This is a genomic window from Paenibacillus sp. S25, from assembly GCF_019454085.1.
GTDB classification, from domain to species: Bacteria; Bacillota; Bacilli; order Paenibacillales; family Paenibacillaceae; genus Paenibacillus; species Paenibacillus polymyxa_B.
Genome location: NZ_CP073683.1, coordinates 4,452,355 through 4,472,812, shown reverse-complemented (window position 1 = coordinate 4,472,812; position 20,458 = coordinate 4,452,355). Strand labels below are relative to the sequence as shown.

Sequence of the window (20,458 nt, the reverse complement as noted above, 5' to 3'; positions counted from 1 at the left end):
TAATTTTTGCGGATTTTTGGGAAAAAACGGGCTTAGATATTTCCTTGTAGGGCTTTGCTTATGGTATGATGTAAAAGAATAAGCTGGCATAAACATGTACACATGTTTTGTGGAAGCGAGGTGTCAACAATGGATTCCATGGACAAAACGGTCAAATTTAATGTCAAGGCAGATGAGAAGGAAGCTTCTGCTCAGGAGATTTTGTTGACCGTATATGATGCGCTGGTGGAAAAAGAATACAATCCGATCAATCAAATCGTCGGCTATTTGCTATCCGGTGATCCGGCTTATGTGCCACGGCATAATAATGCCAGAAGCCTGGTACGTAAAAAAGAACGCGATGAGTTGATTGAAGAGTTGGTTCGTTTCTATCTCGCCAAGCACCGTTAGGAGACAGGCATGAAAGTAATGGGATTGGATTACGGGGATCGCCGAATTGGGGTCGCCGTAAGTGATGCCTTCGGCTGGACCGCCCAAGGATTGGAAGTCATAGAACGACGCGGTGACGACAGCGAGTTCGGTAAAATTGCAAATTTGGTTCGTGACAATGAGGTCGGCGAGATTGTTGTAGGCTTGCCGAAAAACATGAACGGAACCGTGGGTCCACGCGGTGAGATTTGCATCGAGTTTGCGAACCGACTCAAGGAGTTACTGGGTTTACCCGTTCACCTTTGGGATGAACGGCTGACGACGCGTTCGGCGGAGCGTGCGCTTCTGGAGGCCGACGTCAGCCGAAAAAAACGCAAGCAGGTGGTAGATAAACTGGCCGCAAGCCTGATCTTGCAAAACTATTTGGACGCACACAGTACAAGGTGAGGGGGATTTCGTAATGGCTGAAAATCAAGTGGGTATGGAAGAAGAGCCGGAAATTATTTATATTGCCGATGACGAGGGCAACGAGGAAGAGTTCGAGGTCATTATGAAGTTTGAGGTAGATGGTTCCGAAGCGAAGTACATGATGGTTGCGCCAGTGGACCCTGAAGCTGATGAGTCCGATGTGTACGCCTTCCGTTACGAGGAAGAAGGCGATGATATTAAATTGTTTGTGATCCAAGACGATGCCGAATGGGAAATCGTCGAAGAGACCTTTAATACATTTGTAGAAGAAGAGGAAGAGGAAGACGGGAAATGACGATCTATTCACGTGAAGACCTGAGTTGGACCTCTGATTTGAAGGAAACGTTCGACGGCGGTGTAGAGCTGCAGGATGAACAGGGCCATGCGATTCGCATGGAATTGGAAGCAGAGTTCAAGGTAGGTGAGCAACGGTACGCCGTATTGCGTAGACCCGGGGCTGCTGTTGGCGAACATGAGCTATATCATGTAAGCTCATCCACAGACGGCGAAATCTCCATCACCACCATTGAAGATGATGATGAGTGGGAAGATATTTCCGAGCTGTACGACGAATGTACGTTGCCGGAAGAACTGTAAGTCTGGATAACGATGAGATCAAACCTGAAAGGGCGGACCAGTCCGCCCTTTTTGGCTGTGAAGGAGTTGGGTGGATGTGAAGCGAAGGACGAGGATGTTTACATTGTTTCTACTGCTTATCATTATAGCAGGAGGGGCAGCCCTCTATATTTGGAGTGCCATGCAGCCTGTTCAACCCCAAACACAACCCGTTGCTTTTACGGTGGTGCAGGGAACAGGAACATCGGCTATTGCAGATACGCTGGAGCAAAAGGGACTTATACGTAATGCGCTCGTGTTTAAGGCTTATGTAAAATTTAAACAGCAAGGAAGCGGATTTCAGGCCGGAAAATATGAGGCGAAGCCTGGCGCAACCTTTGATCAGTTGATTACTAAGTTATCGGCTGGAGATGTTGTCAAAGAGGAAATGATTCGTTTTACAATCCCGGAAGGTTTTACGATTAGACAGATGGCTGATAAGCTGCAAAAGGAAGGACTGGCAGACCGGCAGCAATTTTTGCAGCTGGCCAACGATCCGTCCGCTTTTGACGTCGCGCTAATGCGGGACATTCCAAAGCAGGCGGGGCTTCGCTATGCGCTGGAGGGCTATCTTTTCCCAGAAACCTATGAGCTGAAAAAGGGCAGCACAGCCAAAGATATTATACAGGCGATGCTAGAACAGACGCAAAAACGGCTGGAGACTGTTTCCGATTTGGATGCCAAGCTAAAACAACGGGGTGAAACGCTGCATCAACTGCTGACGGTTGCTTCTCTAGTAGAGCGTGAGGTAGTTGTGGATGATGAGCGGTCTGTAGTAGCTGGCGTCATTTATAACCGAATCAAACAGGATAAGAAGCTGGAAATTGATGCTACAGTTCAATATATGCTGGATAAGCAAAAGGAACGGCTGTATTACAAGGATTTGGCTGTGGAAAGCCCTTATAATACGTATATGCATCAGGGACTTCCACCAGGGCCGATTGCAAGTCCCAGTCTGAAATCAGTGATAGCAGCTTTACAGCCGAAAGCTACAGATTATTTGTTTTATGTGACCAAAAAAGATGGAACACATGAACATTTGTTTGCCAAAACGTATAAAGAACATTTGCATAACATTCAGGTAAGTAACCGTAAGACAAATTAGGAGGTGAGCCTATGGCTTACAAACCCGAACTACTGGCAACTGCCAGCTCTCCGGAGGATGCCCGCCATATGCTGGAGGCTGGAGCTACTGCATTACTTATTGGAGATGACCGCTTTGGAATGCGGCTGCCGGGACATTTTACACCGGACCAAATCCGTGAAGTGGTGGAAGAGGCACGGAAGCATACGGCGCAGGTATACGTATCCATGACGAATTTGATGACGAACGAGCTATTGCCACTTCTTCCCGAATATGTGCAGACCCTAGCTGGATGCGGCATAGACGCCATTGAGTTTAATGATCCTGCAGTGCTCATGGCCGTAAAGGAGTATGCCCCGCATCTTAAGCTGTTCTGGAACGGTGAGATGATCTCCACCAACTTCGCAACCGCCAACTATTGGGGTGAAAAAGGAGCTTCCCGGGTCATTTTGGCTCGTGAGCTCAGTATGGATGAAATTACCGAAATGATACCAAAGTTGAACATAGAAGCACAGGTTCAGGTACATGGCATGACCAATATTTATCACTCCAAGCGTAAGCTTGTTCAAAGTTATATGCTGCACCAGGGACGTAATGTAGAAGGCGATTTGGGCAGAGGGCGCGGCTTGTTTCTGATTGAAGCAGAGCGTAAGGAAGAGAAGTTCCCCATCTACGAGGATATTAATGGGACACATATTATGAGTTCAGATGATTTTTGTATCATGGAGGACCTGCATATTCTGATGGAGGCGGGCGTGCATAGCTTTAAGATCGAGGGCTTATTGAAACCTACGACTTACAATGAGGCGGTTGTTGGTGCTTATCGTAAAGCCATAGATAATTATACAGCTGACCCGGATGCTTATGCTTATGATGAAAGCTGGCTGGATGAAGTTCGCCGTCTTCAAGATCCGGAACGGGAACTTTCCTTCGGATTTTTCTATAAAGAGCAGGTTTATTAATTTTAAAATGAATTCACAGAGGGGGGAACGTCATGGGGACGATAACCAAAACGAGAAAATATATAGGTAAACGGAATCGTCTGGATAAGCCGGAGCTGTTGGCTCCTGCCGGAAATCTGGAAAAGCTGAAGTTTGCCGTTCACTATGGCGCGGATGCTGTATATATTGGTGGACAAAAATATGGTCTGCGTTCTAACGCCGACAATTTCAGTTTTGAAGAAATGCGCGAAGGTGTAGAATTTGCTAACAAGTACGGTGCTAAGGTGCTTGTAGCCACCAATATCTATGCCCACAATGAGGATATTGCCGGAATCGAGGAATACTTGCGCAATCTGTACGAGGCAGGAATTCATGCCGTTATCGTCGCTGATCCGGCTATTGTGTCCGTGGCATTGCGTGCTGTTCCCGGATTGGAAGTGCATTTGAGCACACAGCAGTCCACGCTGAACTGGCAAGCGGTAAAGTTTTGGAAAAACGAAGGACTACCGCGTGTGGTACTGGGACGTGAGACCAGTCTGGAAGAAATCGAAGAAATTAAAAAGCATGTGGACATCGAAATCGAAGCTTTTGTCCATGGTGCGATGTGCTCTTCATTTTCCGGCCGCTGCGTGTTGTCTAATCACTTTACAGACCGTGATTCCAATCGTGGGGGATGTTGTCAGTCTTGCCGCTGGAAATACGATTTGTTTGAGGATGCCCGCCCAGGTGAGGTTTGGATATCTGAGGAAGAGGCACAGGATAGCAATGTACTAAAACAGTTCCAGCTCGGTGTTAACCAGCTTCCACTGTTCGAAGAGAGCGATAATGCCTTTTCTATGGGTTCCAAGGATTTGTGTATGATTGAAAATGTCCCTGATCTGATTGATGTAGGTGTGGACAGCTTTAAAGTGGAGGGACGTATGAAGTCTATCCACTATGTGGCTACGGTCGTGAATGTCTATCGTCAAGCGATTGATTCCTATATGGCTGATCCTGAAAATTATGTGCTCAAACCAGAATGGATTGAAGAAATTAACAAGGCAGCCAATCGACCGTTGAATACAGGGTTTTTCTACGATACACCGGATCATGAGGATCATATTTATGAGCCGGAAGAAAAAGCAGTCCCTTATGATTTTGCCGGACTGGTCATGGACTACGATGCCGCGAGTGGCATTGCAACCATTCAACAACGGAACCATTTTAAACCAGGGCATGAAATCGAATTTTTCGGTCCGAACGGAACATTCTTTAAACAAACGGTCGGAACGATCTGGGATGAGGAAGGCAACGAATTGGATGCTGCTCGTCACCCGCTTCAACGAATTAGAATGAAGGTAGATCAGCCCGTATCGTATTTTGATATGATGCGTAAAAAGAAGTAAATAAGCCTTAAGTCACAGGTGAAAAGATACAAAAGCCTCTCCTATCGGTTGGAGGGGCTTTTTTTTGAATAGTTTTCTAGGAAAAAAGTTTCACAAAATTTAGTTGATACTCAAAGGAAAGCTACATTCCTTGTCGAATAGTTCCGATAGAAGTTATATAGATAATAGATACATAATGGATGACGTGGAATTAGAAACTAATTATATGGTGGTAGGTGAGAGAAATGGGTTTACGGAAAAAAGAGGGGAATACAGCAAAAAGGCAACCCAAGAAAACGGATCAAATGCAGGGTTTGAAAGGCAGTAAAGTGACAATGGATAAAGAGGAACAAAAGGTTGCGGTTTCTTCAAAGGTTGCCCCCTGGGTAGCTAAGGCGACTCGTAAAGGTACACACAATTTAAAGCGTTTACTTAAGCCGGAAAGGTACAGTAAAGATTTCATGCACTTGGTCAAAAACTATAATCCGATGCGTTCGGTTGGAATGAAGTTGTTTCTGATCTTTTTTGCGGCAATTATGTTATTTGTGGTCAGCTTGGGGATGCTCTCATACTATAAGGCTAAAAGTACGATTGAGCAAAATGCAGCTACGGCTTATCAGCAGACCGTTCAGCAAACTTCAGAAAAGCTTGATATTATTCTAGAGCGCTTTCAAGACACATCGACACAGGTATTTTTCGATACTGAATTAAGTGATCAGTTGCAAAGGGCTGTAAAGCAAGATAAAAATCCTTTTGCATCTTTTGTTGCTATGGGCGAAGTAAACAAGAAATTAACGAATATTGCTTTTACGAATAAAGCGATCGATTCATTGTACTTGTACCCGGAAGAAACCAAGTTAGCTGCAATGGGCACCGGAACACAAAAGGATGTACGGCAGGAAGCGTGGTTTAAGGATATTTTGAAAAACAAGGGAATTGTTTGGCTGCCTACGCAGGTGAATGACAATGGCAGCAAGACCTTTCGCCTAGCACGCTCCATGAACAGTATGTCCGGGTTGGGAGGGACTTACGTTCTGGTTATGGATTTAAAGTCCAGTGCGGTGGAGGACGAGTTGAAAGGTGTTAATTTGGGCTCAGGCAGTATGATTAGCCTTGTGACAGACAAGGGTGAGTTTGTAGGTTCCAACAATGAGAGCTTAGCAGGAGGAAAGACAAAGCTGGATTACGTTTCCAAGCTTGAAGGGATCGAAGGAAATCAAATTATGGAGCAGGAAGCAGACGGCAAAAGGCAAAGTGTGCTTACGGTTCATAATACACTGGGAACTTCCAAGTGGATTCTCGTGGGTGTAGTACCTGTATCTGAGCTGGTGAAAGACGCTAAGGGGATACTAACCACGACCTGGATATTTGCCGCAGTGGCTGCACTCATTGCATTGTTCATTGGACTGTGGATCGTGCGCCTCGTGGCTCGTCCATTGACACATCTGAAGGATTTAATGGTCGAAGGCGCCAAAGGCAACTTACAAATCCGAACGAACTATAAGGCTCAGGATGAAATTGGGCAGTTGTCAGAAAGTTTTGATGCGATGATGGAGCAAATTACATTGCTGGTAGAACAGACGAATGCCTCAGCTCAGGAGGTTCTGAATACAGCGACGGAACTAGGCGATGCCTCGAAGAAGACAGCCATTTCAGCTAAAGAAATTGCAGCAGCAACGGAAGAGATTGCTCATGGCGCCGCCAGTTTGGCAACAGAGGCTGAACGTGGCAGCGGACTTACCGGGAATATATCTCAGCAAATGGATACGGTTATGGCTTCCAATTATGAAATGAGTCTGGTCGCACAAGAAGTTGAACAATCCAGTGAAAAAGGGACCATTCAGCTGAAAAATCTATTAGGCAAGACTCGGGTTACGGAAGAAACTACACATGCTCTAGCGGGCAAAGTAGATGAACTGAAGCAGACAACTTCTGATGTATTTAAGGTGCTGGACGTACTACAGGATATTGCAAAACAAACGAATATTCTATCACTGAATGCGACGATTGAAGCGGCACGAGCGGGGACGGCCGGGCGTGGTTTTATGGTGGTAGCTAATGAGGTTCGGCAGTTGGCCGAACAATCACGTCAAGCCATTCGTACAGCTACAGGCATTACTAACAACATCGTCAATGAAATGAATGAAACGGTACAGGCATTATCTGAGGTGTACCCGCTGTTCCGGGAGCAGATGGGAGCCGTACAGGAAACAACGGATATTTTCCAATCGGTGCAGCAGCAAATGGGAGAGTTCGCGCTACGATTGGGAACGGTCACCGCCTCCATTCATCATCTGAGTGAATCGCAAACCACTTTGTCCGAGGCAATGACCAATGTAAGTGCGGTAGCCGAGCAATCTTCAGCTACTTCGCAGGAAGTCGCTTCGCTCAGCACTGAACAGGCCAATATTGGCAATCAACTGGTAGGTTTGTCGGATAAGCTGGAAGGAGTATCGGTGAATTTGAAGGAACAACTTTCGCGGTTTACGGTGTAGATATAACAAAACCATGGGAATCAGGATTGTTACTGATCTCCGTGGTTTTGTACTTTTATCAGTGGATGTGCTTAAAAATTTCTCAAGAAGGAAAGCGAAAGATGAATACAAACACAAAAGTAGCTTGGGTTGTGCTGGCCATTACCATTTTTATTACGGTTTTTTATTCGTTAGACGAGATTTTAGATTGGAACCCAGAAGCAGGCATCACAAGATACAAATAAATTCGGAAACCCATTCACGTTAAAAGTTGAGTGGGTTTTCTTTTTCAACTACAGGACATACTACTGGAAAAAAGATGAAAGAAGGATGGGCGTGCCGAGGCGTGGTAGCAGTTTCATTCGAAAACGTCGAATTGCATATATGGCCTTGGGGGTGATGGCACTACTGCTGATTTTATTATTCCGATTGGCTTGGCTTCAGGGGACAGCGGGCATTCATATGTCCGTTTATGGGGGGCATTCGCTTAAGGAAATGTCAGCACGTCAGCGACAGGAGGGTATTTCTATCGACTCTGGACGTGGACAGTTTACGGACCGGCATGGGCAACCCTTGACTGGCGGAGTAGTATGGGTGCCAGTGCTTTTTCCCGATGTAGATGGCAAAGCGGCTTTACATGGCGAAGAACTGGCCGAGCTACTGCGTACGAATAAAAAGCAACTACTGACACGATGGAAAGGACTGCAATCCCCGCTCATATGGCGAGATGGGCGCGGAGAGCCCGTACAAATCAATCCGAATGAAGCAGGCAAGCTGCTGAAGCTAGCCCCTTCGCTTATTGAGCTTGTACCTTATACGAAACGTTACAGGGATTTGCCCAATGGCAGGCAATGGCTTGGCTTTCTGTATGAACGTGCCGACCGAGCGAGTGAACTGCCGATGGGGGCAGCCGGGCTGGAAAGAACGCTGGAGCCGCTGCTAAGCGGCGTCGGTGAAACGTTCGTCTCCCGGTTTGTAGATGCACAGCGTCGTCCATTGACTCATGTACCGCTGCGTGTCAGTGCTCCATCCAATGGTCACTATCCTTTACAGGTGCAGACTACAATTGATCTACCTATACAGGAACAGATTGAAAAGCTGACGGAATCTAGTCATTTAGCAGAAGGGGCGGTGGTAGTGCTCGATTCAGGCAACGCGGATGTACTGGCGATGGTGTCTCGCCCTTTTTATAATCCCGGGCATGTTGATCCGCAGAAAAAAACAGACTGGTCTAATCGTGCTCTCAAGGCGATAACGCCCGGTTCCATTTTTAAGTTGGTTACGGCTGCTGCTGCACTTGAATCAGGTGTTGTCCAACTGCAGGAGCAATTCCATTGTCATGGAACTTATGGCAAGTACGGTTTGGCTTGCTGGAAAAAAGAAGGACACGGTACCCTAAACCTAGAGGAAGGGCTTGCCGTATCCTGTAATAGTGTGTTCGCTCATCTCGGCGAACGGCTTAATCCTGAGCAAATTCAGGCCACAGCCTCTGCACTGGGATTGAGCCGAATTGTGGGCTGGCAGGAGCGGAATCTTGCAGGACTACCTCAATTCAGACCGCTGGATCACGAAGAAAAGGGAGCCGTATTCGGCTCCCATACGAACGCGTCTGATCCGGGCGTACGTGTACAGACAGCTATCGGTCAGCGCGATGTGCTAGTAACGCCTCTCCAAGCTGCCAATCTCATCGTCACCTTGTTGCATGATGGTCAAGTACATGCACCACGCCTCGTCAAACGCATCAGTTACGCAGACGGTAGCACCTTACTGGAACTACCTGCTCATGCTGCACCTTTACCCGAGGGCAGCCGCTTGATTCACACATCGACGGCTCGCACGCTTCGTGAAGCAATGGAAAAGGTTGTGACACAGGGGACTGGTGTCTCCTTGCGTAATAAATCATGGAATCTGGCCGGCAAATCGGGTACGGCCCAAGCTTTAAAGAACGGTCACCCTATCAATCACCAGTGGTTTATAGGTTATGGTCCGATAGAGCGGCCTCGTTATGCAGTCGCCGTCCTTGTGCAAAATGCTTCAACACACTCTGCAAATCAAGCTACAGCACTTTTTGGTAAAGTAATGGATCTGTTAGCTCAATCCTCCTGAGTACCACGAGTAGCTTCACGATCCTCCTCCTGGATTTTTACGATAAACGGGGGCTCGTCAAATTCCTCTGTCGGAAACCGAATCCATTTCTGCAGATAGCCTTGCTGCCACAATTCCTTGAGCAAAATGATCAGAATTGGAGACAGTATTAATCCGGCCAGTCCAAAGATGGATAACGATATAATGGCAAAGGAAAGCATCAGATAGGCAGATGAAACACCGATGGAATTACCAGTGATTTTAGGCTCTGCCAGCTGGCGGACGATAACGGTGACAGCCATGACAATAAGCAGGCCTACAGCCAAGCCGGTATTGCCTGTGATAAACAGATACACTGCCCACGGAATAAAAATAACAGGCACACCCAACAAGGGCAGGATATCAAACAAAGCTGCCACGAGAGCCAATGATAGGGCATTATCCACTTGTAAAATGAGTAAACCTATAAATACGAGAACAAAGGTAATCCCTACCAGCAGAGCTTGAGCCTTGAGAAAAGCGGAGATGGCTTTAAGTACGTGATTTTTTAGAAAAAGGTAAGCAGTTTTTAGTGTCTTGGGTGTCTTACTACGGGCAATGCCCTTCCAAAGATTAATTTCCATACTTAAAAAGAACGCTAAAATGATGGCAATGGCAAAGTTGCCCATAAAAACAGTGAAGGAACTGAGGAACTGTATGAAAAAGGATAAGCCTAGCTGTGCCCATTTCGTAGCAATGGTGGTGGCAGTCGCAAAATAATCATTCACACGTTCAGTAACACTCGGAGGTAAAGCAGCGATTTTATCTTGAGAAAGATGAAGATACCGCGTGAATTCCGCTTGGATAATCTGAGTATATTGTGGGAGGTTTTGCGCGACTTTCGTAAATTGTGTAACCAGAATCAGGCCCAATCCGAAAAAAATAGCAAGTAAGAGGACGATAAATAGCAATACGGAGAGTGCGGAGGCAAAAGGCTTTTTCATTCCTTTCCGATGAAAATAACGGGCAGCAGGTTCAATGCACCAGAACACGACGAACGAAAGGAACACAGGTGCGGCAAGTTGATACAGTTTGCTGGATACGAACATAATTAAATACACGGTTAATACAATCAAACCGATATCAAAAACGGTACGCCAATATTTTTTGTACAATGGAAGCATATGTATACAACGACTCCTTTTAGATTTTTATTTATTGTACACTAAATTGGACCTCAATGCTGACCATATGCAATAGCGAAATCTCGGCATGTTTACGTCATTGTGATAACATATAAGTAAGTGAGTTTTCCTCAGGAAGCCTGCTTGGGGAGTTCAGAATAGAAAAGTGGGGATAAAACGTGCAGACTTTGCTGTTATGGATGTTTTACATTTCAACTTTTTATGCTTTTATTCCGGCGCTGGTTAGTCGTATATTTGGTTTCCGGGTGTTCAGGCGTGGCAAAAGTGAGCAAGAATATGCACTCACCTTTGATGATGGCCCTGATCCAGTGTATACATCACAGCTGCTTGATTTACTGAAGCGTTTTGATGCCAAGGCTACTTTTTTTGTTGTTGGGATGAATGCAGAAAAACACCCTGAGCTTCTGAAACGCATGCATGATGAAGGTCATCTAATCGGTATTCATAATTATGTGCACAAGTCGAATTGGCTTATGCGGCCTGTTACCGTCAGAAGACAAATTGCCCAGACAGAGTCAGTCATTCGTCGAGTAACTGGCGAGGGAACGACCTTTTATCGCCCACCTTGGGGGATAGTGAACTTTTTTGATATTTCCAAAACCAATGGTCGTCGAATCGTATTATGGTCCTCCATGTTCGGGGACTGGAAGGCAAGCATTGGAGCGAAACAATTAGCGGAGAGAATGCTCAAAAAGCTGAGGGGTGGCGAGGTCATGCTGCTCCATGACTGTGGTACGACATTGGGGGCAGACGTGGAAGCGCCCCAGAATATGCTAATCGCACTGGAGAAGCTACTGAGGGTCGCCCAAGAACGACAATTACGCAGCGTACGGGTGGATACCTTGTTTTGCCGTCAGTCTGTCAATCAACCTACTGCCTCCGAGATGTCCAGTACGGGCTGGTTAAAAAGAACGCTGGTATTTGGATGGTTCCAGTATGAGCGGCTATTCCATGTTTTGTTTCGTCTTCGTCCCGTAAGCAAGGAGGATACGATCTTTTATTATCGTCGCCGTATCTATCATGGGCCAAATGTAAATATGGAGAACAGCAGATGGCTAGAAAAAGGAGACCCGGTAATCGAGCTTCATTTTGATAATAAAAAGTTGTTTCAATTGGGTTCGACGGCAAAGTCGATGGTACATCTAGCTATTCAATTAATTCGGATTGTAAAAAAACAACTTCCTGATCTGGCCCAACGCATTGTACATGATTCTGAAATGAAGGATGTAAAGGCGATCTATGCAGTAAGTATGATTCATCGGGGACCAGAGAAGTTGGGATTTCAAGTTCGAGAGCTTCCCAAAGGACTGTTCAAGCATGTGTCCACTGTATATCTAAAGCTGTTATTTCGTATTATCCATTCTTCGGGTTCAAAGCAATTGAGTGAAAAAAAAGATGTAATGGTACCGAAACTGATTGTGATGCCAATGGATACCTTGTTTGACTGTTTTCATCAGGGAGACTTACACCGCTTAGACGAGGCTCTTGAGCAAACAGCTCAGAGAGATGATGTCCATATACTCAACAGCGAAATGACTGAATAGGCTAACCCTAATGACCTAATAAAAAAGCCTCTCGATCCCTTGTTAGGTATCGAGAGGCTTTTTAACCGTTCATAAAGTAATCCTATCTTGGCAAAGCATTTAGATTTTCATAATTCCGCCGTTACTTGCGTTCGTCACCAGCTTGGAATAGCGCGCCAGGTAACCCGTTTTCACCTTCGGCTCAAAGCCTTTCCAGTTGGCGCGACGACGTTCGAATTCTTCGTCCGTAATGTGGAGCTCAATCTTACGATTGTTCAAGTCCAGCTCGATGATGTCACCGTCCTCAACAAAAGCGATAGGTCCGCCTTCTGCAGCTTCGGGGGAAATATGACCGATGGAGATACCACGGGAAGCACCTGAGAAGCGTCCGTCTGTAATCAGCCCCACCTTGGCACCAAGCCCCATGCCCACGATTTGTGAAGTTGGAGCGAGCATTTCAGGCATACCAGGTCCGCCCTTTGGACCTTCATAACGGATAACAACAACGTGTCCTTCATTAATTTTACCATTGGCGATACCTGCCAGTGCATCTTCCTGTGAATCAAAGCAGATGGCAGGGCCTTTGTGATAACCACCAACCGAAGCATCAACTGCACCGACTTTAATGATGGAGCCTTGCGGTGCCAGATTACCAAATAATACAGCCAGACCGCCGCGTTCGGAATAAGGGTTGTCCAGTTTATGGATGACGTTAGTATCCAGAATTTCCTGACCCTCTACGTTTTCACGAATGGTTTTTCCAGTTACAGTAATACAGTCTCCATGCAGTGCTCCCGGTTTCTTCAACAATTCATTCAGCACTGCGCTTACGCCGCCTGCATTATGAACATCCTCAATATGATAGTCGGAAGCAGGTGCCAATTTGGACAAATGAGGTACGCGGTTTGCCACTTCATTAATACGTTCGATAGGGTAGTCAACTTCTGCTTCATGGGCAAGTGCCAATGTATGCAATACTGTATTCGTGGAACCGCCCATTGCCATATCCAATGCAAATGCATTATCAATAGCTTCTTTAGTCACGATATCACGTGGTTTAAGATCCAGCTTAATCAATTCCATCAATTGGCGTGCAGATTGTTTAACGAATTCTTTACGTTCTTCTGCTACTGCGAGAATGGTGCCGTTACCCGGCATAGCCAGACCCATCGCTTCTGCGAGACAGTTCATGGAATTCGCTGTGAACATCCCAGAACAGGAGCCACATGTCGGACAGCCATATTGTTCTAATTCAAGCAAGCTTTGATCGTCGATTTTGCCAGCCTGATATGCACCTACGCCTTCGAAGACGGAGGTCAGGGAAATAGAGCGTCCGTTCTTGTCTTTACCAGCTTTCATAGGACCGCCACTAACGAAAATAGTTGGAATGTTAACGCGCAATGCGCCCATCATCATGCCAGGGGTAATTTTATCACAGTTAGGAATACAAACCATGCCGTCAAACCAGTGAGCGGAAACGACAGTTTCCAGAGAGTCAGCTATAATTTCGCGGCTTGGCAGAGAATAACGCATACCGATGTGCCCCATGGCAATGCCGTCATCTACACCGATGGTGTTAAACTCGAAAGGTACACCGCCTGCCTCACGAATGGCTTGCTTGACAATTTTGCCAAATTCCTGCAAATGGACGTGGCCCGGTACGATATCAATATACGAGTTGCATACCGCAATAAACGGTTTGTCAAAATCTTCTTCCTTGACACCCGCTGCGCGCAGCAAGCTGCGGTGAGGAGCACGGTCAAAGCCTTTTTTAATCATATCGGAACGCATTTTTGTCTTAGCTGTCATGATGCTGGTTTCCCCCCAAAGTATAAAAATAGTATGGCGTTCAATGGACGCCGTAATAGCGCAGATGTTTTCTAAAGAGTCTATCATAGATGTGAGCATTTTTCTACATATATGAAGATTTTGAAAAAGTACTAGTAGGGTTCTGTAATCAACAATATATAGACATGAACAGTTTTATTTATCTATATATTGCATTTAGATGAGTTAGAATTTGTTCTATTAGAAATATGTATACTGACATGTTTGCCGTATCAGGTAAAATATGAAAGAGCCCATTCTGCAATAAAGCGGATGGGCTCAAGCTTGTTTTATGTTAAAGGAGGGCGGAAGATGACATTACACCTTAATTTCTGCCGCCTTTACGACCGATGTCTCTGTAGAAATTTTTGTCATGCGACTCAGCTGTAGCATCGCCGCCCTTTTTACCGATTTCCTGATAAAATTCTTTATCGTGAGAGTTTGCGGTTGCTTCCCCGCCTTTTTTACCAATCTCCTGATAAAATTCCTTATTGTGCTTCTTGGAAGTAGCTTCTCCACCCATACGGCCTGCTTCTTCGCGACTCATTTTCCCCTGATTTTGATTACGTGCCATTACAAATCACTCCTTAATAAAAAAGTTGTTTTTTGTTGCGCGCATCCTTTACTTACCACATCACGCCTGTATGAAACAGGCTCCAAGTGGAGTAAAGAGGGGGTAGACTCGCTTCCATGTTCGTCTGTGAGTGGGTTGTCGCGTGTTCAATGTTAAATAAAAAATGGATAAAAAGATTACGCGGACCGTCTAAAAGGATAAGGAGCTGGCTTTAGCATCCACTCTACCTGTGGCTCAATCAGAGGTCGTGTTGCAGTTCGAACCCAAGGCATGGTCAACATACAACACAGACCAGCAGCACACACTACTATCAACATGACTTCCACTGGAGTATCTATATACTCGTAGACTCCCTTTGCAACGACGGTACGGACGATCAAGCCATGGAGTAAGAAGACATATAGTGTCCGTCTCCCCATCTCGGTTATACGTCCTGTGACAGCTGGAACAAAGCTTAGGAACGCCATAGATGCTATCCATTGAACTCCATAAATGCCGATACGGTAAATTCCTGCGTACCATTCGGTATGGCCCAATTCACCGTAAGTCATGTTGCCATACAGCCAGCCTGCCGGGATGCCGAAATACGACGTTCCCGCCAGTACCATAAGCAGAAGAGATACAACGCCAGCGATTATGCGGACTGGAGCTGTGAAGAACCGTCGAACGTCCGCATAATTCAAATGATAACCTGCTACAAAGTAAGGCAAATAAACAAAGGTTCTGCATACGCTCAGCCATATACCATCCATAGGGAGATACCCGACGAGGATACCCAGCAGTACGGATATACCCAATTGGAGGACAGGTGGTATTTTCTGAAAAGACAGCATCAGCAGTCTCCAACAGATATGGCTGGCAAGGAACCAGAGTAGCAGATAAGGAGCAAAGAACGAATGATGGATATGAGGAACGTGGAAGAGTGCAACATCCAAGATCGAATAGAGCGATTGAAAAATAAGATATTGCATACCGATCTGAAGCAGAACTTTTTGGCCTGCGGATCCGGTCAAAGTTGTTTGGGCAAAGTAGCCTGTAACGAGTACAAACAACGGCATATGAAACATGAATATCCAGCTGAACCATTGTTGGGCAATATGAAGTGAACCGGCTAGAGGCTCCAGAGCATTTCCTGCAAATACGCATATGATCAACAGAAATCGCAAATTGAGAAAGAAGCTTTCCCCTTGTACATCATGGCTTGTCGTCATGTGTTTCCCTCCGAACGGCTTCTGCCGACTAAACTATTTAAAAAATAATTCTTTACAAGGAACAAGGTACGATACTCTGGACTTTATCATTGTGATTTTATTCACAATAGTAAGCGTTATCATAACCTTATTGTGTGGCGAAAGCTTGAACACCGGACAAAGATGGGCTAAGACATGGAAATGTATGCTGATTTGACCCTGTATGTGCAACGATGTTACCCTAACAAGGCTGGTTACGCTGATGAATACAGCGGCACATTTTATATTCAAATTACGAATTACGAGGTACGAAAGGCGAAAGGAACTTTTACAATGAGAAGAAGAACAAGAAGATCATACAATTCATATGGGACACGTGGTCCTCGGAAAATATGGAAAGTTCTCTTAGGCATCCTGATTGTTATTGCACTGATAGCAGGGTGGGGAGCATGGAAGGTATTTACGCCTTATCAGCCTGACGAGACGGCTGCTGCTGCATTAGCTGAAGTAGCGGATGCTGTGAAAGTAAATGAACAAGAACATTGGGTCGGTTTTGAGCCTGTAAAAAGAAGCGGAACTGGAGTCATTTTGTATCCAGGGGCGTTGGTGAAGCCCGAAAGTTATGCACCCTTGGCACGCCGTTTGGCGGAAAAGGGTCATCATGTGATCATTGCGAAAATGCCACTCAACCTTGCATTGATCTCTCCAGATCTGGCGAATGAAGTGCTAAAGGCATATCCGAAAGAAGCGTTTTTTATTGGAGGCCATTCGTTAGGCGGTGTGATGGCGGCCCGATATGCAGCTGCACATCCTGATCAGGTCAAAGGTGTATTTTTCCTCGCCTCCTACCCGGATAACAAGGGTAATTTAAAGGATAAAAATCTGCCCGTTATTTCTCTACTGGGAAGTGATGATGGAGTCGTCCAGATGGAAAATGTACAAAGTGGAAGAACTTATTTACCAGCCAACACACTGTATTTTACAGTTGAAGGGGGGAACCATGCCCAATTCGGCAGTTATGGTGTCCAAAAAGGAGATAATCCCGCGAAAATTAGCGCTGTTGAGCAATGGAATCAAACGGTAACGGCTTTACAGGACTGGATGAAAGAGAGTGTGGATGTGGCTCCTAAGAATCAGTAAAGGAGGTGTGCTGCATGTCTGAGCTGATCGTGCAGGGGGAGAGGTACCCATGCCGTGGTATTTTATTAGATAAAGATGGAACGTTGCTGGATTTTATTCAGTTGTGGGGCCCCTGGGCTCGTTCTATACTGGATATGATGGAGCAGCATCTTACCGTGGCGGGTACCGGTTTTACGGTAGAAAAAAGCAACGTTCTAGGTACTGTTCACGATCAAGAGGGACGTGTGATCGGTTACGATCCTTCTGGCCCGCTAGCCATGGGGACGGTGGACGAAAGTACGGGGGTACTGGCTTGGCAGCTTTATACTGCTGGTATACCGTGGAATGATGCTGTGCGGCTTGTCCGCGACTTTAATAAAACGGCGATGGCTGATATTCGGCGACATCGGGCAGCGAAGGTGTTTCCAGGGTTGCGGACGTTGCTTGAGCAAAGCCGCCATGCCGGGCTGAAGCTGGCGGTTGTGACCTCTGACAGTACAGAGGCTGCACAGGAGCATTTGGAGTGGATGGGGCTGACATCCTATTTTGACGAGATTATCGGACATGATAGGGTTACATACGGTAAGCCTGACCCGGAAATGGCTGAAAAAGCCTGCGCGTTACTAGGATTGTCGCCGGCGGACGTGGTAGTCATCGGAGACAGCAATGGGGATATGCAGATGGGCAAGCGTGCCGGAGTACGGCTCGCTATTGGATTTGCGCCAGAAGCAGAACGTTCTGGTCATTTGCTGGATGCGGATAAGGTTGTTCGTGGATATGAAGAGCTGGAGGTGCGTAGGGTATGAAAGTTAATACGTTGGCGGAATGGATACAGCAATCGCAGAATATTGTTTTTTTCGGCGGAGCAGGGACATCGACGGAAAGCGGTATTCCGGATTTTCGTTCGGCAGCAGGCCTGTATCAAAGTGAGGAGAAATTGCCTTATTCCCCTGAGGTTATGCTTAGCCGTTCATTTTTTGTGAAGCATCCTGAAGTGTTCTTCGACTTCTATCGCAGCAAAATGCTGCATCCCGATGCGGAGCCGAACGGTTGCCATCATTTCCTCGCGTTATTGGAAAAGCAAGGCCTTCTTAAAGCGGTTGTGACACAAAATATTGACGGCTTACATCAGGCTGCAGGTAGTGTGAATGTACTAGAACTTCATGGCTCGGTGCATCGCAACCACTGTATGGAATGCGGCCGCTTTTACAGTCTAGATGAAGTGATGAACAGCTCTGAGGTTGTACCCAAATGTCCGATAGATGGAGGAATTATCAAACCGGATGTCGTTTTATATGAGGAGGAGCTGAATCAGGATACCATTATTCAATCCGTTCAGGCTATTTCGCAGGCTGATTTGCTGTTAATTGGAGGAACGTCGCTGACAGTACATCCTGCTGCGGGCTTGATTACTTATTTTCGTGGTAAACATACGGTGCTGCTGAATACAGATCCCACCTCGTATGATCATAAGGCGGATCTTTTGATCACCGATCCAATCGGTAAAGTTATGGAAAAACTTGCTCATCAATTAGGTCTGTAATCGTTTTCTTGTCAACGCCTGGATAAAAGCGCTATGATGATGTTGTGATGGACATTACAATGTTTCGAGAGAGGCTGGGATAGCATGGTTTATTTAGCTGGCGAAGATCGTTATGAAAGTATGAAATATAACCGTACAGGGAGATCAGGTCTAAAACTGCCCGCTATTTCGCTGGGCTTGTGGCATAATTTTGGCGGGATTAACAACGCGGAGAATGGCCGTAGCATGATTACCCGTTCCTTTGATCTAGGAATTACGCATTTTGATTTAGCTAATAACTATGGCCCTCCTGCGGGATCAGCTGAGGAATTTTTTGGACAAGTCTTAGCCAGTGATATGAAACCGTACCGAGATGAGTTGGTCATCTCCACCAAAGCGGGCTACAATATGTGGGCAGGGCCTTATGGGGACTGGGGATCTCGCAAGTATATGATATCTAGTCTGGATCAGAGCCTGAAGCGGATGGGGCTGGACTATGTCGATATATTCTACTCTCACCGATTTGATCCTAATACGCCGCTGGAAGAAACGATGGGAGCACTGGATCATATCGTACGTTCCGGCAAAGCGCTGTATGTGGGTGTGTCCAATTATAGTGCGGAGCAAACAGCAGAAGCAGTTCGCATTCTGAAGGAGCTCGGAACACCGCTTCTGATTCATCAGCCGAAATACTCCTTGCTCGACCGCTGGATTGAAAACGGATTACAAGATGTACTGGACGAAAACGGGGTAGGCAGCATTGCCTTTTGCCCGCTGGCTCAGGGACTGCTGACCAACAAATATTTGAACGGAATTCCCGAGGATTCACGTGCAGCGAGTACATCGGTTTTCCTGAATGAGAACCATGTAACGCCAGAGACACTTCGCAAGGTACGCGCCCTGAATCAGATGGCTGCTGCACGCGGACAAAGTTTGGCTCAATTCTCGCTGGCCTGGGCTCTGCGCGGCGAACGTCTGACCTCTGTCTTGATTGGGGCAAGCCGTGTAAGTCAAATTGAAGAAAATGTTGCTACCTTATCCAATCTGGACTTTTCTCAAGAGGAACTGGATCGAATTGATTCGATTCTGAATGCCGGGAACTGACAGGACGGCGGCACAGCCTAATGGTGAAAGTTAATCTGTAGTCATCGGCCTAATTTCGCATCCTCTTATACAATATATAACCAACAGCCCGCATCCGTTTGAAGGATGCGGGCTGTTTAAGTCTGCTTTACGACTGTGGGTAGTGCTTAACCTTGCTTCGGTACTCGGTTGGAGACTGACCACAGAAGCGCTTGAATTGACGTGAGAAATATAAGGCATCGGTTAGTCCGACCGAAGCGGCCACTTGCTCTACTGATAGTTCAGGACGCTCACGCAGCAGTTGACGTGATTTGTCGATTCTTAGCTTAAGCAGATAGGTGACGGGGGAGATGCCCGTTTCCTTTTTGAATATCCGTGACAAATACGCACGGTTATAACCAAGTCCTTCAGACATTTGCTCAATGGAAACGGGATGTGCGTACTGAGTGGACATATATTGCACCATCTGCTTGACTGTACGTTGAATTTGCGAATCCGCCCCGGACGGATCAGCCCAGTCACTCAGGTAATTGCCTGCTTCCCCCATAATCAGATACAAATAGCCCAAGGCTGAAAGATGAGAACTAGATTTTCTGCTGTAAAAGGCCAATTGCATTTGTTCCAAATAACTGGGGATGGGACTTTGATCAGAAGCATGGAAGACAGGCTGGTGAACACGCAGTCCTGCCTCCTGTACCACCTGCTCAGTATGGTGTCCGGTAAACGCAGACCAACGATAACGCCATGGTTCCTCTTCATCAGAAGTATAGCTCACCAGCTGACCGGGATGGATAAGGAAAAAATCGTTTTCTTCAAGCTGATATGTGTGCTGTTCCGTTCGGAAGATGCCTTTGCCCGATTCTACAAAGTGAAGCAGATAGTAATCATAGATTTTAGGCCCTACGGCATGACCAGATTTGGTTTGGCTCTCTCCTGCAAAAAGTACATGCAGTGGGCTATTTTCATAAAACACTGGATTAGAGGCGACAGCATAACTATATGAATGCGCTTGCAATATAGGGTCATCCTTCCTGCA

General features: G+C 46.2%; 19 protein-coding genes and 1 pseudogene. 15 read left to right on the top strand and 5 right to left on the bottom strand.

The window, feature by feature from the left end; all coding sequences use genetic code 11:
• Positions 1-129: 129 nt before the first annotated feature.
• From KAI37_RS19490 to KAI37_RS19450, 10 genes are all read left to right on the top strand, one after another.
• A complete protein-coding gene (locus KAI37_RS19490; protein WP_007431624.1) occupies positions 130-390 on the top strand; it encodes an IreB family regulatory phosphoprotein in 261 nt (86 codons plus the stop codon).
• A gap of 9 nt (positions 391-399) precedes the next feature.
• Positions 400-816 carry a Holliday junction resolvase RuvX gene (ruvX, locus tag KAI37_RS19485; protein WP_013311524.1) on the top strand — a complete coding sequence of 139 codons (417 nt, stop codon included), beginning with the start codon at positions 400-402 and terminating at the stop codon, positions 814-816.
• Positions 817-829: 13 nt separating this feature from the next.
• Complete coding sequence (locus KAI37_RS19480) at positions 830-1,132, top strand: DUF1292 domain-containing protein (protein ID WP_013311523.1); 303 nt, start codon at positions 830-832, stop codon at positions 1,130-1,132.
• The gene (locus tag KAI37_RS19475) at positions 1,129-1,434 is read left to right on the top strand and encodes a DUF1292 domain-containing protein (protein ID WP_071642467.1); all 306 of its coding nucleotides are present in this window, start codon (positions 1,129-1,131) and stop codon (positions 1,432-1,434) included. The genes KAI37_RS19480 and KAI37_RS19475 overlap by 4 nt, the downstream gene beginning before the upstream one ends.
• A gap of 94 nt (positions 1,435-1,528) precedes the next feature.
• The gene (mltG, locus tag KAI37_RS19470; protein ID WP_071644376.1) at positions 1,529-2,557 is read left to right on the top strand and encodes an endolytic transglycosylase MltG; all 1,029 of its coding nucleotides are present in this window, start codon (positions 1,529-1,531) and stop codon (positions 2,555-2,557) included.
• An 11-nt stretch (positions 2,558-2,568) separates the two neighbouring features.
• A complete protein-coding gene (locus KAI37_RS19465) occupies positions 2,569-3,498 on the top strand; it encodes a peptidase U32 family protein (RefSeq protein WP_220030058.1) in 930 nt (309 codons plus the stop codon).
• Positions 3,499-3,530: 32 nt separating this feature from the next.
• Positions 3,531-4,862: a peptidase U32 family protein gene (locus tag KAI37_RS19460; protein WP_071642463.1), complete on the top strand. Its 1,332-nt coding sequence runs from the start codon at positions 3,531-3,533 to the stop codon at positions 4,860-4,862.
• A 224-nt stretch (positions 4,863-5,086) separates the two neighbouring features.
• Positions 5,087-7,336: a methyl-accepting chemotaxis protein gene (locus KAI37_RS19455; RefSeq protein ID WP_220030057.1), complete on the top strand. Its 2,250-nt coding sequence runs from the start codon at positions 5,087-5,089 to the stop codon at positions 7,334-7,336.
• 101 nt (positions 7,337-7,437) lie between these two features.
• Complete coding sequence (locus KAI37_RS26560) at positions 7,438-7,560, top strand: hypothetical protein (RefSeq protein WP_256703379.1); 123 nt, start codon at positions 7,438-7,440, stop codon at positions 7,558-7,560.
• Positions 7,561-7,645: 85 nt separating this feature from the next.
• Positions 7,646-9,421, top strand: coding sequence for a peptidoglycan D,D-transpeptidase FtsI family protein (locus KAI37_RS19450; RefSeq protein ID WP_220030056.1), 1,776 nt, complete (start codon positions 7,646-7,648; stop codon positions 9,419-9,421).
• Here KAI37_RS19450 and KAI37_RS19445 read toward each other — a convergent pair.
• Positions 9,409-10,563 (bottom strand): AI-2E family transporter, encoded by a 1,155-nt coding sequence (locus KAI37_RS19445; RefSeq protein ID WP_220030055.1) that lies wholly within the window; start codon positions 10,561-10,563, stop codon positions 9,409-9,411. The two genes, KAI37_RS19450 and KAI37_RS19445, sit on opposite strands and share 13 nt — an antisense overlap.
• A 179-nt stretch (positions 10,564-10,742) precedes the next feature.
• On the opposite strand from KAI37_RS19445, the gene KAI37_RS19440 reads away from it, so the two are divergent.
• Positions 10,743-12,128 carry a polysaccharide deacetylase family protein gene (locus KAI37_RS19440; RefSeq protein WP_076294378.1) on the top strand — a complete coding sequence of 462 codons (1,386 nt, stop codon included), beginning with the start codon at positions 10,743-10,745 and terminating at the stop codon, positions 12,126-12,128.
• 99 nt (positions 12,129-12,227) lie between these two features.
• Here the strand turns inward: KAI37_RS19440 and ilvD are convergent, their stop codons facing one another.
• The 3 genes and pseudogenes from ilvD to KAI37_RS19425 all read right to left on the bottom strand — a co-directional run bounded on the left by ilvD (position 12,228) and on the right by KAI37_RS19425 (position 15,719).
• The gene (ilvD, locus tag KAI37_RS19435; protein WP_025723889.1) at positions 12,228-13,916 is read right to left on the bottom strand and encodes a dihydroxy-acid dehydratase; all 1,689 of its coding nucleotides are present in this window, start codon (positions 13,914-13,916) and stop codon (positions 12,228-12,230) included.
• 352 nt (positions 13,917-14,268) lie between these two features.
• Positions 14,269-14,508 (bottom strand): annotated as a pseudogene (locus KAI37_RS19430) (KGG domain-containing protein); the annotation flags it as partial.
• Between the two features lie 176 nt (positions 14,509-14,684).
• Positions 14,685-15,719 carry an acyltransferase family protein gene (locus KAI37_RS19425; protein ID WP_220030054.1) on the bottom strand — a complete coding sequence of 345 codons (1,035 nt, stop codon included), beginning with the start codon at positions 15,717-15,719 and terminating at the stop codon, positions 14,685-14,687.
• A gap of 312 nt (positions 15,720-16,031) precedes the next feature.
• Between KAI37_RS19425 and KAI37_RS19420 the strand changes: the two genes are divergently transcribed.
• The 4 genes from KAI37_RS19420 (at position 16,032) to mgrA (ending at position 19,443) form a co-directional block, all read left to right on the top strand.
• Positions 16,032-16,838 (top strand): alpha/beta fold hydrolase, encoded by an 807-nt coding sequence (locus KAI37_RS19420; protein WP_220031515.1) that lies wholly within the window; start codon positions 16,032-16,034, stop codon positions 16,836-16,838.
• 14 nt (positions 16,839-16,852) lie between these two features.
• On the top strand, positions 16,853-17,623 hold the full coding sequence (locus KAI37_RS19415; protein WP_220030053.1) for an HAD family hydrolase: 771 nt from the start codon (positions 16,853-16,855) through the stop codon (positions 17,621-17,623).
• Complete coding sequence (locus KAI37_RS19410) at positions 17,620-18,360, top strand: NAD-dependent protein deacylase (protein WP_134902635.1); 741 nt, start codon at positions 17,620-17,622, stop codon at positions 18,358-18,360. Before KAI37_RS19415 ends, KAI37_RS19410 begins: the two co-directional genes overlap by 4 nt.
• Before the next feature lie 84 nt (positions 18,361-18,444).
• The gene (gene mgrA / locus KAI37_RS19405) at positions 18,445-19,443 is read left to right on the top strand and encodes an L-glyceraldehyde 3-phosphate reductase (RefSeq protein ID WP_220030052.1); all 999 of its coding nucleotides are present in this window, start codon (positions 18,445-18,447) and stop codon (positions 19,441-19,443) included.
• A gap of 127 nt (positions 19,444-19,570) precedes the next feature.
• Here mgrA and KAI37_RS19400 read toward each other — a convergent pair whose 3' ends face one another.
• Positions 19,571-20,437, bottom strand: a complete 867-nt coding sequence (locus KAI37_RS19400; protein WP_071642446.1) for an AraC family transcriptional regulator — start codon at positions 20,435-20,437, stop codon at positions 19,571-19,573.
• Positions 20,438-20,458 lie beyond the last annotated feature (21 nt).

What these genes read in the sequence shown, in the direction of transcription:
- KAI37_RS19490 (WP_007431624.1), top strand. Translation starts at nt 130, where the DNA reads ATGGATTCCATGGACAAAACGGTCAAATTTAATGTCAAGGCAGATGAG.
- ruvX (WP_013311524.1), top strand. Translation starts at nt 400, where the DNA reads ATGAAAGTAATGGGATTGGATTACGGGGATCGCCGAATTGGGGTCGCC.
- KAI37_RS19480 (WP_013311523.1), top strand. Translation starts at nt 830, where the DNA reads ATGGCTGAAAATCAAGTGGGTATGGAAGAAGAGCCGGAAATTATTTAT.
- KAI37_RS19475 (WP_071642467.1), top strand. Translation starts at nt 1,129, where the DNA reads ATGACGATCTATTCACGTGAAGACCTGAGTTGGACCTCTGATTTGAAG.
- mltG (WP_071644376.1), top strand. Translation starts at nt 1,529, where the DNA reads ATGTTTACATTGTTTCTACTGCTTATCATTATAGCAGGAGGGGCAGCC.
- KAI37_RS19465 (WP_220030058.1), top strand. Translation starts at nt 2,569, where the DNA reads ATGGCTTACAAACCCGAACTACTGGCAACTGCCAGCTCTCCGGAGGAT.
- KAI37_RS19460 (WP_071642463.1), top strand. Translation starts at nt 3,531, where the DNA reads ATGGGGACGATAACCAAAACGAGAAAATATATAGGTAAACGGAATCGT.
- KAI37_RS19455 (WP_220030057.1), top strand. Translation starts at nt 5,087, where the DNA reads ATGGGTTTACGGAAAAAAGAGGGGAATACAGCAAAAAGGCAACCCAAG.
- KAI37_RS26560 (WP_256703379.1), top strand. Translation starts at nt 7,438, where the DNA reads ATGAATACAAACACAAAAGTAGCTTGGGTTGTGCTGGCCATTACCATT.
- KAI37_RS19450 (WP_220030056.1), top strand. Translation starts at nt 7,646, where the DNA reads ATGGGCGTGCCGAGGCGTGGTAGCAGTTTCATTCGAAAACGTCGAATT.
- KAI37_RS19445 (WP_220030055.1), bottom strand. Translation starts at nt 10,563, where the DNA reads ATGCTTCCATTGTACAAAAAATATTGGCGTACCGTTTTTGATATCGGT.
- ilvD (WP_025723889.1), bottom strand. Translation starts at nt 13,916, where the DNA reads ATGACAGCTAAGACAAAAATGCGTTCCGATATGATTAAAAAAGGCTTT.
- KAI37_RS19425 (WP_220030054.1), bottom strand. Translation starts at nt 15,719, where the DNA reads ATGACGACAAGCCATGATGTACAAGGGGAAAGCTTCTTTCTCAATTTG.
- KAI37_RS19420 (WP_220031515.1), top strand. Translation starts at nt 16,032, where the DNA reads ATGAGAAGAAGAACAAGAAGATCATACAATTCATATGGGACACGTGGT.
- KAI37_RS19415 (WP_220030053.1), top strand. Translation starts at nt 16,853, where the DNA reads ATGTCTGAGCTGATCGTGCAGGGGGAGAGGTACCCATGCCGTGGTATT.
- KAI37_RS19410 (WP_134902635.1), top strand. Translation starts at nt 17,620, where the DNA reads ATGAAAGTTAATACGTTGGCGGAATGGATACAGCAATCGCAGAATATT.
- mgrA (WP_220030052.1), top strand. Translation starts at nt 18,445, where the DNA reads ATGGTTTATTTAGCTGGCGAAGATCGTTATGAAAGTATGAAATATAAC.